The 14,842-nt window shown below is 44.4% G+C and carries 12 protein-coding genes; 1 reads left to right on the top strand and 11 read right to left on the bottom strand.

All coding sequences use genetic code 11. The features are described 5' to 3' along the window. Window positions 1–138: 138 nt before the first annotated feature. From der to CZ794_RS07680, 11 genes are all read right to left on the bottom strand, one after another. The gene (gene der / locus CZ794_RS07730; RefSeq protein WP_087041055.1) at window positions 139–1,560 is read right to left on the bottom strand and encodes a ribosome biogenesis GTPase Der; all 1,422 of its coding nucleotides are present in this window, start codon (window positions 1,558–1,560) and stop codon (window positions 139–141) included. Between the two features lie 440 nt (window positions 1,561–2,000). Further along, the gene (gene bamB, locus CZ794_RS07725; RefSeq protein WP_087041054.1) at window positions 2,001–3,209 is read right to left on the bottom strand and encodes an outer membrane protein assembly factor BamB; all 1,209 of its coding nucleotides are present in this window, start codon (window positions 3,207–3,209) and stop codon (window positions 2,001–2,003) included. 85 nt (window positions 3,210–3,294) lie between these two features. Beyond that, entirely contained in the window at window positions 3,295–4,092 is a 798-nt protein-coding gene (locus CZ794_RS07720) for a tetratricopeptide repeat protein (protein WP_087041053.1), read from the bottom strand. Between the two features lie 95 nt (window positions 4,093–4,187). Then, on the bottom strand, window positions 4,188–5,477 hold the full coding sequence (gene hisS, locus CZ794_RS07715) for a histidine--tRNA ligase (RefSeq protein WP_087041052.1): 1,290 nt from the start codon (window positions 5,475–5,477) through the stop codon (window positions 4,188–4,190). A gap of 135 nt (window positions 5,478–5,612) precedes the next feature. Then, on the bottom strand, window positions 5,613–6,728 hold the full coding sequence (gene ispG / locus CZ794_RS07710) for a flavodoxin-dependent (E)-4-hydroxy-3-methylbut-2-enyl-diphosphate synthase (protein WP_062844068.1): 1,116 nt from the start codon (window positions 6,726–6,728) through the stop codon (window positions 5,613–5,615). A gap of 101 nt (window positions 6,729–6,829) precedes the next feature. Then, window positions 6,830–7,648, bottom strand: coding sequence for a RodZ family helix-turn-helix domain-containing protein (locus tag CZ794_RS07705; RefSeq protein WP_087041051.1), 819 nt, complete (start codon window positions 7,646–7,648; stop codon window positions 6,830–6,832). Continuing rightward, window positions 7,645–8,580 (bottom strand): type IV pilus biogenesis/stability protein PilW, encoded by a 936-nt coding sequence (gene pilW, locus CZ794_RS07700; protein ID WP_256958915.1) that lies wholly within the window; start codon window positions 8,578–8,580, stop codon window positions 7,645–7,647. The genes CZ794_RS07705 and pilW overlap by 4 nt, the downstream gene beginning before the upstream one ends. A 244-nt stretch (window positions 8,581–8,824) precedes the next feature. Next, on the bottom strand, window positions 8,825–10,054 hold the full coding sequence (rlmN, locus tag CZ794_RS07695) for a 23S rRNA (adenine(2503)-C(2))-methyltransferase RlmN (RefSeq protein WP_179207273.1): 1,230 nt from the start codon (window positions 10,052–10,054) through the stop codon (window positions 8,825–8,827). A 326-nt stretch (window positions 10,055–10,380) separates the two neighbouring features. Beyond that, a complete protein-coding gene (ndk, locus tag CZ794_RS07690; protein WP_062844064.1) occupies window positions 10,381–10,812 on the bottom strand; it encodes a nucleoside-diphosphate kinase in 432 nt (143 codons plus the stop codon). A 334-nt stretch (window positions 10,813–11,146) separates the two neighbouring features. Beyond that, complete coding sequence (locus CZ794_RS07685; protein WP_087041049.1) at window positions 11,147–12,436, bottom strand: adenylosuccinate synthase; 1,290 nt, start codon at window positions 12,434–12,436, stop codon at window positions 11,147–11,149. Between the two features lie 184 nt (window positions 12,437–12,620). After that, window positions 12,621–13,928 carry an ATP phosphoribosyltransferase regulatory subunit gene (locus CZ794_RS07680; RefSeq protein WP_087041048.1) on the bottom strand — a complete coding sequence of 436 codons (1,308 nt, stop codon included), beginning with the start codon at window positions 13,926–13,928 and terminating at the stop codon, window positions 12,621–12,623. A 498-nt stretch (window positions 13,929–14,426) separates the two neighbouring features. On the opposite strand from CZ794_RS07680, the gene CZ794_RS07675 reads away from it, so the two are divergent. Continuing rightward, window positions 14,427–14,816, top strand: a complete 390-nt coding sequence (locus CZ794_RS07675; protein ID WP_087041047.1) for a DUF2237 family protein — start codon at window positions 14,427–14,429, stop codon at window positions 14,814–14,816. Window positions 14,817–14,842 lie beyond the last annotated feature (26 nt).

Below are 14,842 nucleotides of genomic sequence, written 5' to 3'. Positions count from 1 at the left end.
GACGTGATAAGAAAAACTTGCAGATATTTGCTTAGTTCATCTTACGACAGACAAAACTATGGTAGCAAAAGGGCGTTTTATTTACTTTACCGTACTCTGTGGCACGATAAAGTAAATAAACCATTAAAAACCTATGAATTAGCGCGGTTTTTTATCTTTGGTGGTGAATTTTTTCGCTCGATTGCGCTCACGTTGACGTAGCTGCTGCGTTTTTGCCTTGGTTGGCGTGTCGCTCTTATTAGCGTATGGATTGTCATTTTGTTTAAAGATAACATTGAGCGGCGTACCTTCAAGCTTAAATACTTGACGGAACTGGTTCTCTAGGTAACGCTGATAGCTCTTAGGAAGTGCGCTGGTCTGATTACCATGGATCACGATAACAGGTGGATTATGGCCACCAATATGAGCATAACGTAGCTTAATACGGCGACCAGCAATAGTTGGTGGCGGATTGGCTGTAACGGCATCTTGTAAAATTTGCGTCAAGCGATTGGTAGATACTTCAAACATTGAAGACTTATAAGCGCGCAAGATAGACGGATATAAATTGCCAACGCCTGTACCGTGTAGTGCTGATATTAAATGTATCTTCACATAAGGTATAAAGTTGAAGCGGCGATCCATCTCGATTTTAATATAGTCTCTTTGCTCTTGGGTCAGACCATCCCATTTATTGATTGCAACCACCAAAGCGCGACCCGCATCCAGTGCGTAGCCAATCATATGCAAATCTTGATCGACAATACCTTCATGAGCATCGATCACAATGACAGTCACGTTTGAGTCTTCAATTGCTTGTAAGGTTTTAATAACCGAGAACTTTTCTACTTTTTCATCGATTTTACCGCGGCGACGTACACCAGCTGTATCGATAAGTACGTAATCTTTACCATCGCGCTGATAAGGAATGTAGATACTGTCACGCGTGGTACCAGGCATGTCAAAAACCACCACTCGGTCTTCGCCCAATAGACGATTGACCAGTGTCGATTTTCCAACGTTTGGACGACCGATGATGGCAAGCTTTAGGCCTCTAGGCTCTACGATATTCTCTTGCGCAGGCATATCAGCAGTCAATACTTCGAGCAAGTTCCCAACACCGCGCCCATGACTGGCCGCCATTGGATACGGTTCGCCCAGTCCTAACGCGTAGAACTCAGCAGGTGCGGCATCATGTACGCCATCAACTTTGTTGGCAACGACGTAAACAGGTTTGCCTAGGGTATGTAAGAACTTACCGATTTCGGCATCAGCACCAATCATCCCAGCACGGGCATCCACGACAAACACGATAATATCGGCCTCATGAATGGCTGTATGCGATTGCTCAGACATATAATCGTCAATGTTGCCACTACCATCATCTGCTTCACCAATACCACCCGTGTCAACCACGATGAAGGATTTGTCTTCATAGGTAGCATCGCCGTATTGACGGTCACGAGTCAGTCCTGACAAATCAGCAACCAATGCCTGCCGACTTTTTGTGAACTGATTAAATAAGGTAGATTTACCGACGTTTGGACGACCAATTAAGGCGACCACAGGCTTGATACTCATGGGTTACTCTCAGTGAAGGGCACAATGACGGGCGGTACAGTGGCTCTGATAACAGTAGCGATAGCGCTGTACTTGACCGTAAATTAAAATAAATAATAAAGATAAAACAGTAGCAAAAATGATAGTTGGTTATAGTGCGATTAGCAAATAGTATATGGGCTGTCTATATTATATATAAACACGCTACCCAGTCCAAAATAAAAGGCCTACTTGTGAGGTGGCGTTGTTTTGAAATGAATCAACTATCATAAATGAATCACGCCTACGGCGTATCGGTCGCATAGAGTACGCGAAAGCCTGCGTTTAAACAAGCAATTTACACAAAGCACTAAACGCTGACCAAGCAGCGTTTATGTCTATATTTCATAACATTATAATCAATCACTTGATTTTTTAAGGGTGGCAGAACGAGCTTATTGGCTCATTGCCGATTAAAAAAGTTAGCGCGCAAGCTGCCAGATAGCCACTTGACCTGACGTGCTTTGCGTCATCAAACGACTGCCTTGTACTTGCAAGCTACTCAAAGCACCTTTAGTCTGTACGCGGCTAACGATTTTTCCGCTAGCAGGGTCAAATAAATGCACAACCCCATCCAAATCACCAACGGCAATATAATTTCCAATCATTACAGGGTTGGTTAAGTCGCGATACGCCAACTCTTCACTTTCCCATAGCATCTCACCCGTGTTTCTATCATAGGCTGCAACTTTACCGTCCAAGCTTGTTGCGATGACTTGTTGATTGTTTACCGCAAGTGATTTTAAGCTCGCCATGTCTTTGACGAACATCACTTGACGCGAGGCCAAGTCAATACCGAGCAACTGACCACTGTAGCTGACAGCAAATAACTGGTTTTTGTCTACGATAGGCTTACCATCGACATCGCTCATACGCTCAACTTCACTGCTGCCCGAACCAACGCCAACACGTCTTGACCACTGCGGCAAACCACTATCTGTCGTTACTGCATGCAATCGACCATCCGCAGTCGCCAATAGTGCCGTTTTATTGTCTAATAACGTTGGGGCCGCACTACCACGTACACTGATAGCAGGTACTTGCGTGGCAAACTGCCATACAGGCTGTCCAGTTTGTAACGACAATCCATGCAAAAATCCATCGTTTGCAGAAAGAATCACGCGGTTATTGGTAATAAGTGCTGGCGTTAATACCGTACCTGACAACTGTTGTTGCCAGCGCTTAGCACCAGTCGTGCTATCAAACGCCATAATCTGACCGTTGCGCGTACTAACAATCGCTGTCTGACTCAATGCATCTAGCGCCACACCGCCCGTGATCTGATCGCCTACTTGCACTGACCATACACGCTCACCTGTACTGTTAAAGCCTGTTAAATCACCACCACGCGAAGCAGTCACGATCTGTCCATTGGCGTAACCAACTTGTAAGTCTAGCGGATCTTTTTTGCTGGCTTTTTTGTTACCAACATCAGTGCTAAATACAGGTTGGAGAACACTGATAGGTTGCGCAATTTGCACCAATTTTACTGGCTCATTGACCACGGGTTTGATACCGCGATTACACCCAATCACGGCAGTGCTCATTACTGCCAGTACTGCTACATGCATAGCCGTCGTTTTGAGGGTTTTGGCTTTAAATATTTTGCTAGAGCGAATAGATTGAGTCATTATAGGTTCTCACTACAAATAAATTATTAATAATTAAGTAAAGCGCCAATGCTATTATTAGTCATTAACGCTTATTACTATACAATTACGGTGTAACCTCGGCAGCAGCATTTTGTGCAGCGCCATCTTGTACCAATGGCTGTTCTGGTGCCGCTGACTCTTGAATGAGGCTGGTTTGCTCATCGATAGGCTCAGGCACAATACCCAAACTTTCCATCTTTAACGCCAATACTGCACGCGTTTCTTGACGACTGCGTAACAGCTCCCAAGCATTATTGTAAGACTTAATGGCTGAGTCTTTATTGTCTTGCGCCAAATAGATATCACCCAGTAATTCTTGTTGACTTGGCTCAAACGAGCTTGGCATGTCTTTACTGGCTTCTGTTAATGCAGCGTCTGCATCACCTGCGGCCAACAACGTCGCTGCATAACGCAAACGCGTGATTGCTTCTAAACCTGCATCACCCAAATCGATTGTCAGTGCTTTTTTGAGTGTTTCGCCTGCTTCTGTAAACTCATCATTATCAACTTGTTGGCGAGCTTTGATCATTAGTGCCTGCCAAGCATAGACAGAATCTCCATGCTTACTCACTAGCGCATCAATATCTTTATTAAGTTGCGTGCGACTCTGTGTCAGTGCGTCTTGTGCTTCTGCTTCTAAGTCGGGATTTTGCGAGGCCAAGCTGACCTCTTCGTTCAATCGCTGTATGTCTGCATAGTGATCCGCTGCCACGGTATCGACCCGCGCATGGTTATTCTGCCAGTAGGTCCAGCCGAAATAAGCGGCCAGTGCCAATAAAATCGCAGTGACAATGTAGCTGCCATATTGCTTTAACGCTTGCATTGAGTTGTCTGCATTTGGCGAATTAGGTGTCAGAGCCATACGTATTTACCTGATAAAATTTATATTAAATTGCTACTGCGAACGTCAACGCCAATAATATATTGGCATTAGCGGTTGACGCGATAAATGAACACTCAGCTGCGAGAAAAATTGTCTTTGTTTACAAGCCAATCTTGCGCAACTGTTTTTTGCTCACCTGTCTGCATGTCTTTAATGCTGATGGTATTATCATCAAGCTCTTGCTGAGCGATAATCACCGTCAATGCAGCGCCTGACTTATCGGCCTTTTTCATCTGCGCTTTTAGACTTGTCGCACTTGCCATTTTGACTCGCACGTCTGGACGGCTATAACGTAGGCCTTGAGCATAACCGATACCAGCGCTATATACTTCTGGGTGAGCGACCACGAATACATCACAAGCTGGCACATCATCAATGGGTGCCACTGCTTCCATCAGCAGTAATAAACGCTCAAGTCCCATAGCAAAGCCAACGGCTGGCTCGGATTTGACAGGTTTGCTACCATCTGTGCCTAGGGACTTTAATTGTCCTACCAGACCATCATAACGACCGCCCGCACACACAGTGGCTTGGCTACCAAGTTTGTCCGTGACCCACTCAAAAACCGTTTTGTTATAGTAATCAAGCCCGCGTACCAAGTGGGGGTTGATGTCAAACTCAATACCAAGCGCGCTCAGATAGCTTTGCACTTGCTCAAAATGTGCCAGACTGTCTGCTCCTAAGAACTCAGCAAGCTTTGGTGCATCTGCCAAGATTGCCTGCGTACTCGCCTCTTTACTGTCTAAGATACGTAATGGGTTGGTGGTTAAACGGCGTTGACTGTCTTCGTCCAACTGATCTTTTTTATCCGTTAAATAAGCAACCAGCGCTTCGCGGTATGCATGACGCTCATCCAGCTCGCCTAAGCTGTTGAGTTGCAAACGCATCTCATCGCGTAGACCCAGCTCTTGCCACATCAAATGCGTCATCGCAATCAGCTCAGCATCCGCGTCCGGCAATGCACTACCGAAACTCTCTACACCCAGCTGGTGAAACTGACGATAACGTCCTTTTTGTGGACGCTCGTAACGGAACATAGGACCGATATACCATAGTTTGGGCGTATCACCACGCAGCAAGTTGTGCTCAATGACAGCACGTACTGCTCCTGCCGTGCCTTCAGGGCGCAGCGCCAGTGGCGTTGGTGGCTCAGACTTATCAGTAAAGCTGTACATCTCTTTTTCAACAATGTCTGTTGCGCCCCCAATTGCACGGGCAAATAAATCTGTCTGCTCAACGATCGGTAAACGGATATGTTCATAACCATATCTACCAAGCACATCCGCCAATATCGCCTCTAAATGCAGCCACTTTGCAGACTGTTCTGGCAAAATATCATTAAACCCTTTAATCGCTTTAATCATGGTACGGTCATATCCTTAAAATTTCGAACAAGTGTCTCTATTATTGTTGTTTTTGCTCATAACTGAGCATCATTTTTTATGAAGTATTAGGTCAATACTACGGCGCTATCATTACCCGCCACACAGTATCTTGACCTATTTGACTCGTATAATCTCATTTTCGCGTTTTTTGGCCAAGTCTTCTGCATGAGCGCGAACCATGCCCTCTATCTCATCAACCAAGTTATTGGTATCGATCAAATGGCTCTTATTACCCATGCGATATACCAACGATTTTGGTGCAGCCCCCACGATACCAATATCGGCTTCTTTGGCTTCGCCTGGACCGTTAACCTTACAGCCAATCACAGATAAATTCAGCGGCTCACGAATATCTTCTAAGCGCGACTCCAATGCAGTCATGACTTTGATGACATCAAACTCTTGACGCGAACAACTTGGACAAGCGATAAAGTTGACGCCATTGGAGCGAATATTCAGTGATTTTAAAATATCAAAGCCAATTTTGATTTCTTCTTCTGGCTCTGCGGCAAGCGAGATACGAATGGTATCACCAATACCATCTAACAATAAACCACCTAAGGCGATGGCAGACTTTACAGCGCCCGTACGATATACGCCAGCTTCTGTGACACCCAAGTGTAGTGGATTATCTATTTCTGCAGATATGAGGCGATACGCATCCATTGTCAAAAACACATTACTGGCTTTGACAGATACTTTATATTGGTCAAAATTCAAACGTTCTAATATATCGATATGGCGCATCGCTGATTCAAGCATTGCTTCGCCAGTGGGCTCAGTATATTTGCGCTGAATGTCTTTTTCGAGCGAACCTGCATTGACGCCAATACGAATAGGAATATTGTAGTGCTTGGCACACGCAACCACTTCACGTACCTTGGCATCGCTACCGATATTACCTGGATTGATACGCAAACAATCTGCCCCTGCCTCTGCAACAGCCAATGCGATCTTATGATCGAAATGCACATCGGCGATTAGTGGCACACTGACCAATTTACGAATCTCACCAAAAGCTCTGACAGAATCCATGGTTGGTGTTGACACGCGCATCAAATCAGCACCTGCCTCAACGCAGCGCTCAATCTGTGCGACCGTTGCTGCCACATCACAGGTATCTGTATTGGTCATGCTTTGTACACTAATCGGCGCATCACCACCAATCGCGACATCACCGACATATATTTTTTTGGTAAGACGACGGTTAATAGGCGCTGACGTTGACATAGACTAACCCTTTATTTGAAGCGAAAAAACAAAGAAAAAACACATTCATAATAGCTTTTAATAACAGTAGCTTTTAATAGCTGGCAATCACAGCTCTACCGTTAAGGCGCGAGCTCGAAGCTGGCTTTTTTATCAGTGGCATAAGTGTCCAAAGCGACTGCTTCTTGATTGAGCATTAAGCTGACATTATCAATGTTGTCAATTTGCACATTAAATGGTGGCGTACCTGACAAATTATAACTACCAGAGGTTTGGGTACCTGTCATAAGATCATTACCGGCGGCATCCGTAATCGTCACGTTAGCCGTATCAGTCACGGTGACGACTAACGCAGCTTCACTTGCAGTGGCATTACCCAGATTGAGTGCAGAGCCTGACGAGCCAATACCACTAGCACTACTAATCGCCGCACCTTGCGCCTGCTCGCTGGCTGAAATGTCTTCGACCGTAGATGTAGATACAGGCTCTTCATTGTGTTCTTTACTTGCATTACTGACCATACGGAACAAAAATACGGCTAAGACAATAACCCCAATAACCGCTAAAATCAGTAAAGGATTGAAACGGATACGATTGTGCGTGTCACGCTGTAATGTACCCATCGGACGCAGCGGCGTGTCTGTACTATTCGATGCTTGCACCTTTAGCTCATTAGGATAAGCAGCATCAAAGCTACTGGCGATCTTTATCGGATCCAAGCCCAGATATTTGGCATAATTGATGGCAAAACCACGCGCAAACGCTGGTTGTGGCAAGTCAGAGAAATTCTCATTCTCTAAAGCTTGTAAATGACGCTTCAAGATAAATAGCTCAGCCGCTGCCTCATCTATACTGACTTTTTTATTTTTACGGGCTTGCTGCAACGTAGCACCAAATGATCCCTGAGCGTTAGATTGAGTGTTTGATGATGGGGTGGTCATTTCCATGATGCCTCTGGATTGTTAAGCCAAATCTTAAGTTGTTTTGCTTCATCACTTAGTGGATAAGCAGATAAAAGTTGCTGTGCCAATTGCTGGCGGGTCTTTATATTATTTTGCGCAGCAGCCAGTTTGATGCCTTGTAGTAACAAGCGCGGACTAATCCCTTGCCCTTGTACCAATATCAATGTTTCATCGTAAAGCCTTTGTGCTTGTGGGACGCGTTGTTGCTCTAGCAACAAATCTACCAGCTCGATATGAGCAATGATACTATTGCGATTGCCATCAAGCGCACGTAAAAAAGCTTTAGCAGCAGCGTCACGCTCACCCAGCTGAAGGTAGGTACGCCCTAAGTTCTCCAAAGCGCCAATACGACCTTCATACCCTAATGCCGCACCTGCAATCTCAAACTGTGAAGCGGCCTCGCGATAGCGCTTGGTCTGTGACAAATAAACGCCATAATTGTTGTTGGCTTGCACAAACTCTTTATCGAGCATGATGGCTTTTTTGAAATATTGGTCGGCTTTTTGGAGATTGATGCTGCTGCCTTCTTGTTGCAGCAAAACGCCCATCATATCATAGGCTGGCGCGTAACGGCTATCGGCAGCAAAGGCTTTTTCAAGCTGCTGCTGTGCCGTATCAAGCTCGTTTTTTCGGATATATTGCGCGGCAAGTGAGGTACGCACGCGGGCAATTTCTTGCTTGTCTAAGTTGCGATTGTCGTTGGGACGCGTCGACGTCTGATAGGAAGTACTAGCAGTCAAATCGCTAGTAGGCGTGCTTTGGCAACCAGCCACTAGTAATCCTACTAAGGTTGTCGCCAACACCATACGCTTTGACAATGCTGTTTGAACAGTCGCCATACGTGACGCTTTATAATCTTGAGAAAATGGTTTTTGATATTTGAACTGACAAGAATTTTTAGAAGTCATCATAGCCGCCATCATAAAACTGTGATTCAGTGCGTTCGATCCTCGAGGCATCAGTTTAATAGATTTAGCCCCTATAAGTACAATTTAGTTGTCATTAATTGCTGCACTCGGCATTACTTGTCATTATTGATACATTTTTATTACCATTGTGATAGATAGAAGACAGCTAATGTCTCGTACTGACTATCTATCGATCACCATGGACATATGAAGTACCCTTTTAGATGATGCAGCGTATCAATATCGCTTAAACACTTTGACGATCTTTAATACTTTTTTGCCAAGCGGCTGAGCGACGAGTACGATCAGCGACCTGACCCACCAATTGGCCACAAGCGGCGTCGATATCATCACCGCGGGTTTGGCGAATGGTACAAACAAAACCAGCGTCACTTAAAATATTGCTAAACGCATGAATACGGTTATTGCTTGACTTGTCATAAGGCGCATGCGGGAACGGATTGAACGGAATCAGATTGATTTTGCTTGGCAACCCGTCCAACAAGGCAACCAGCTGCTTTGCATGCTCATTGCTATCGTTGACACCATCGAGCATCACATATTCAATCGTCACATGTTTTTTGTGGCGTGGATTGACGTCATAGACGTAGTTTTTGGCAGCAGCGATTAGCTCATCTAACGGATATTTTTTATTAATAGGCACCAATTCATTACGCAGCTCATCATTAGGGGCATGTAATGAGATTGCCAAAGCCACATCAATGTCTTGTGACAACTGATACATTTTGGGTACAACGCCTGACGTCGATAACGTCACACGGCGCTTTGACAAACCATAAGCATGGTCACTTAGCATGATTTCCATTGAGCCAACCACTGGCTTGTAGTTCAATAACGGCTCACCCATACCCATCATCACGACGTTGGTCACATTATTTTCCCATAAACTGTGGTCAACGTTTTCTAAACTTTCATTCTCATCTGTCATATAAGAGGCGTTGGCCACCCAAAGCTGACCGATAATTTCAGCCGCACTCAAGTCACGCTCAAACCCTTGTTTACCGGTACTACAAAAGCTACAGTCTAGTGCACAGCCCACTTGTGAGGAGATACACAATGTCTTGCGACCGTTCAACTTACTGTCATCCGCTGGAATCAATACGGTCTCAACCAACGAACCACCCGTCACTTCAAACACCCATTTGCGCGTACCATCATCACTGTACTGGCGGTGAATCACCTTAGGCGGAACGACACAGGCATTGAGTGACAACTTATCACGCAAGGATTTGCTCAAATTGGTCATCTGCTCAAAGTCTGTTACGCCATGTTGATAAATCCACTTGATGACCTGAGTCGCCCGAAATGGCTTTTCACCAATACTTTTGAAGTAATCAGCCAGCTGTGCTTGTGTCATACCGAGTAGATTGGTTTTTGCCAGCGCCTCATCTACCAATTTGATGCTATCTGTAAGCTTGGCAGGAATATGCTGGGTCGGTGTTTGTACAGTTGACATAATAGATAACCTTTTTGCATGAGCGTGAATAATCGATGCAATTATTGATATGAGTGTTGCTGTATGCGATGCATGAGCAATCCGTTATCAGCGTAGGTTTTATTGATTCGCATCATAAATGATAAAAATTCAATAAAGTTATGCTGCTAAGGGATTGATAACGCTAATGAAATATAATAATGAGGGAGATAAATGCTAATTTCAATGAAACCAGTCATTATTATAATCGTTAAAACGGCTTATACCCATAAGATATAAGCCGTTTTGCGAAACTAATTATTAATAAGGACTGAATTAAACCATAGCCCTACCAATAATTGCCGCTATTAACGCGTACGTGCACATACTTCATCATCATTGAAGAAGTAGCTGATTTCACGTTTGGCTGATTCAGCTGAATCTGAACCATGAACAGCGTTTTCGTCGATGCTGCTAGCGAAGTCGGCACGGATAGTGCCTTCAGCGGCTTCTTTAGGGTTGGTTGCACCCATGATTTCACGGTGCTTAGCGATGGCGTTTTCTCCTTCTAATACTGATACCAATACTGGGCCTGACATCATGAATGATTTTAGATCATTGTAAAACGGACGCTCTGCGTGCTCTGCGTAAAAACCGCCTGCTTTTTCATCATCAAGTTGTAGCATTTTTGCTGCAACGATTTTTAGACCAGCTTCTTCAAAGCGGCTGTAGATAGCGCCGATGTGGTTGCCAGCAACTGCGTCAGGCTTGATGATAGATAGAGTACGTTCGTTAGCCATGAAAAGCTCCTAATAAATAATAAACTTAATAATAACTGAAATAGTTACTGCTTTGTTTTGTCTGTAGCCACTATATTGGCATGTGCCGATTTAATCGACTTATGGCTTGGCAATCAAAAACATGAGCGCCAATTTGGCCAATATAGGATTGCTGCCTATTATAATGATTAAGGCTATAAATGATAGGGTTAATTTATGATTGTATCTTTCATAAAGGTAAATTCAGTAGATACAAATTGTTCATAAAGTCATGATATTTCACATAAACGAAAACCCCAGTGCCGAACACTGGGGTTTTAGGAATCAATAGATACTGATCTCAACGCAAATATTATTACGCGTCGTACGGATCACGTAATACGATTGTCTCAGAACGATCAGGACCGGTTGAGATAATATCAACAGGACAGCCGATTAAGTCTTCAATACGTTTGATGTATGTCTTGGCGTTTTCTGGAAGGTCGTCATAGTTAGTGATACCAACCGTTGACTCGCTCCAGCCTTGTAGCGTCTCATATTTTGGCGTGACTGACTCATAGAATTCTGCATCATGAGCGCCTGCACACTCAGTTTCTGGTAGGTTGTAACCCACACCAATGAGCAACTCTTCTAAACCATCTAATACGTCAAGTTTGGTTAAGCAGATGCCAGATAGTGAATTTAGTACCACGGCACGGCGTAGTGCTTCGGCATCAAACCAACCACAGCGACGCGCACGACCAGTCGTTGCCCCAAACTCATGACCGACTTTGGCTAAATGTGCGCCAACATCGTCGAACAGTTCGGTTGGGAACGGACCACTACCAACACGTGTGGTATAGGCTTTGGTAATGCCAAGTACGTAATCTAAATACAATGGACCAATACCAGTACCTGTTGATACGCCACCAGCAGTTACGCTTGAGCTGGTAACAAACGGATATGTACCATGATCGATATCTAGTAGCGTGCCCTGAGCACCTTCAAACATTAAGTTTTTGCCAGCCAGACGTAACTGATTCAAGTCTTCAGTAACATCCGTCACCATGCCAGTGATTTCAGCTTTCCACTCTTGGCAAAGCTTAAACGTCTCATCAAAATCAATTGCGTCAACTTTGTAGTACTGCGTCAATTGGAAATTATGGTATTCGATAAGGTTACGTAGTTTTTCTTCTAAATCTTCACGGAACAAGTCAGCCAGCTTGATAGCGCGGCGAGCCACTTTGTCTTCATACGCAGGGCCAATACCGCGACCTGTAGTACCGATTTTACCAGTACCACGCTTGGCTTCACGTGCTTGGTCAAGCGCGACGTGATACGGCATGATAAGTGGACAGTTAGGAGAAATACGTAGACGCTCACGAACTGGTACATTATTGTCTTCAAGCTCTCTCATTTCTTTTAGTAATGCGTCAGGTGCTAACACCACGCCATTACCGATAAAACAAGTGACGCCTTCACGCAAAATGCCTGATGGGATTAAATGTAGGACAGTGGTTTTGCCATCGACAACCAAAGTATGACCAGCGTTGTGACCGCCTTGAAAGCGAGCAACTGCTGAGGCTTTTTCGGTAAGTAAATCAACGATTTTACCCTTACCTTCATCGCCCCATTGGCTACCCAAAACTACGACATTCTTACCCATGATCAATCCTTACCTTTATGTATTGAGGTGTGCAATAGTGGTTTAAAAACCACGATAATTTTAATAACAGTGACGTTTATAACGTCAAAAACTCATGATAACTTCAAAATGAATGAATCATATCTGGTGTATATTTGTTCAATCGATGACGCCACCAAACCTTGAGCACTGGTCTATCTTGCACTTACAAAGTCTGTAGTTGCCACTGATGATTTACAAGATTCAGCTGATGCGTCACATTGGTGGGACGGTCTTCTGCGTTTAATGGCACAGTGACGCGATAACCCTGCTGCCGCAAACTCTCAACTTGTTGTAACAGTAGCTGTTTTTGCTCATCGTCAATACTCTGTGATGCCTCGTAATCCACCAGTACAACGGTTGGCGCATTAAGCTGAGTATGCGCCAGTAAGCGGCTGACATCCATACTAAAACCAGTCGCTTCACGTGGCTGATGTCCTGCTAATTGACTGCCACTTTGCATACCATCAAAACGACCACCACGCACCAGTGGCTGGGTCTCACTATTGATATAACCGTTAAAGATGATGCCTGTGTGATAATGATAGCCTGACAACTCTGTCACATCGATACTCACTGCGCACTGCCATTGGTCTTGTAAATGGGCCTTCAATCGTTGTAGCTCATCAATCGCCGTTACAATCTGGTGGTCTTGTTGCGCCGTAGCAGACAACTTCGCCAGTAGATTGGCAATGTCATGACCAAAGCGTGCTAAGACATAAAAATCATCACCCATTGGTAGGCTCTGACAGACTTTTTTGAGCTCTGGTAAGTTTTTGTTGGCATATAGATGCATCAACTGCTCAGTATCAACGTCTTGCAATTGCGCAAGCTGAGCCAAACGCTTAAAGATTGCCACATGACCCAAATCGATATGTAGAGCAGCGCTCATGTTCAGCATATTCACCATAGTGAATAACACATCGACAAGCTCGATATCTGCTGCAAGTGACGCGCAACCAAATATCTCAGCACCCAGTTGCAATGGGGTACGCGAGCCAAAAAGCCCAGAAGGCAAGGTATGAATCACATCACCAGCATAACAGTATCTAGCAATGCCAGTACCGCCCCAATGCGCATCGATACGCAAAATTTGTGGCGTGATATCAGCGCGTACGCCCATCAGACGACCAGTAAGCTGATCGATAATCTTAAAAGTTTGACGCTTCAAGTCTTCTGAGGCATCACTTAACAGTGACTCAGTAAACTCAATCATTGGCGGATTTACCAGCTGATAGCCATGTGTAATGAGCTGCTGAGTCAATCGATGCCTAAGCACCTCTTGCTTGTGTGCATCTTCAAACAACACGTCCACCACCCCATCAGGCAACAACCAACTATTAGCAACATCCTTGGTAAAGTTGCTAAAAGAGCGGTTTTGATTGGATATCGCATCATTTGTAGCAGGATGCGTCACCGTTTGATTGGTAGTATTTGACTGGGCGAGTTTTGCAGAATCAGAACTGACAGACACAATAAATCCTTGTTTGGCGTAGCGCTTACCAAAAAACGCGATGCTAATGCGGTACTTAGAAGTTGTCTTTATAATGGCAATGATGCGTCGTACGTTTTATTTTTTAACACGCAACATCATTGACCCAATTATTTATAAACAAACTAGGTAGCCGCAAAAGGGTGAGTAATAAGTATAATTTAGAATGATAAGACGAGTATTTTTATACGCCGATAAGTAGCGATAAACTAATAGATCTTGATAAAACGCCAAGGCACTTTACGCTTTAGTTTAGCATAGCAGTTTGGGTTCGCCTAGTGACAATTCGCCATAATCACTATCTAATTGATTCTCTTTAGTGTTACAGACCAGAGGATTCAAATGCCTCGTATTACATAAGTCTGATCGAGACTGACTGTGGGCAATCTGGCTTATAAAGAGCATTATCAAAGTGTTTAGAACAGCGCCTTCAACGCAGACTCATGTTACACTAGCACATATTTTTATCTCGGAAGCCTCATGTCGTCTGATTATCACCCAAACCCAGCCAATAACCAAACCAATGTATTAGGGACAGCGCTTGCCAGCTGCTGCTTTGACCCGCTGACCGGCTATTATCGCAACGGCTTTTGTCACACTGGCAACCATGATGTCGGTCAGCATACCGTTTGTGCCAAAATGACCAGTGAGTTTTTGAATTTTTCTGCCAGTCGCGGTAATGATCTGATTACGCCTTTGCCAGAATATGGTTTCACTGGTCTTAAGCCTGGAGATTACTGGTGTATTTGTGCCCTACGCTGGGTCGAAGCGCTAGACTTCGACATTGCACCGCAAATAAAGCTCGAAGCTTGTCATGAAAGCTTATTGAGCTTAGTCGATATTGAAACCTTAAAAAGCTATGCGCTTTAATAGCTCATATCATAAGTTTTAATTAT

It is taken from the genome of Psychrobacter sp. JB385, from assembly GCF_900163785.1.
Taxonomy (GTDB): domain Bacteria; phylum Pseudomonadota; class Gammaproteobacteria; order Pseudomonadales; family Moraxellaceae; genus Psychrobacter.
The sequence above is the reverse complement of the archived record's forward strand: the minus strand, read 5'-3'. Positions and strand labels throughout refer to the sequence as shown.

Bases quoted from the DNA above. Each gene is read 5' to 3' on its own strand.
- pilW (WP_256958915.1), bottom strand. From the start codon at position 8,580: ATGATGACTTCTAAAAATTCTTGTCAGTTCAAATATCAAAAACCATTT.
- CZ794_RS07720 (WP_087041053.1), bottom strand. From the start codon at position 4,092: ATGGCTCTGACACCTAATTCGCCAAATGCAGACAACTCAATGCAAGCG.
- CZ794_RS07675 (WP_087041047.1), top strand. From the start codon at position 14,427: ATGTCGTCTGATTATCACCCAAACCCAGCCAATAACCAAACCAATGTA.
- bamB (WP_087041054.1), bottom strand. From the start codon at position 3,209: ATGACTCAATCTATTCGCTCTAGCAAAATATTTAAAGCCAAAACCCTC.
- rlmN (WP_179207273.1), bottom strand. From the start codon at position 10,054: ATGTCAACTGTACAAACACCGACCCAGCATATTCCTGCCAAGCTTACA.
- ndk (WP_062844064.1), bottom strand. From the start codon at position 10,812: ATGGCTAACGAACGTACTCTATCTATCATCAAGCCTGACGCAGTTGCT.
- CZ794_RS07705 (WP_087041051.1), bottom strand. From the start codon at position 7,648: ATGACCACCCCATCATCAAACACTCAATCTAACGCTCAGGGATCATTT.
- hisS (WP_087041052.1), bottom strand. From the start codon at position 5,477: ATGATTAAAGCGATTAAAGGGTTTAATGATATTTTGCCAGAACAGTCT.
- der (WP_087041055.1), bottom strand. From the start codon at position 1,560: ATGAGTATCAAGCCTGTGGTCGCCTTAATTGGTCGTCCAAACGTCGGT.
- ispG (WP_062844068.1), bottom strand. From the start codon at position 6,728: ATGTCAACGTCAGCGCCTATTAACCGTCGTCTTACCAAAAAAATATAT.
- CZ794_RS07685 (WP_087041049.1), bottom strand. From the start codon at position 12,436: ATGGGTAAGAATGTCGTAGTTTTGGGTAGCCAATGGGGCGATGAAGGT.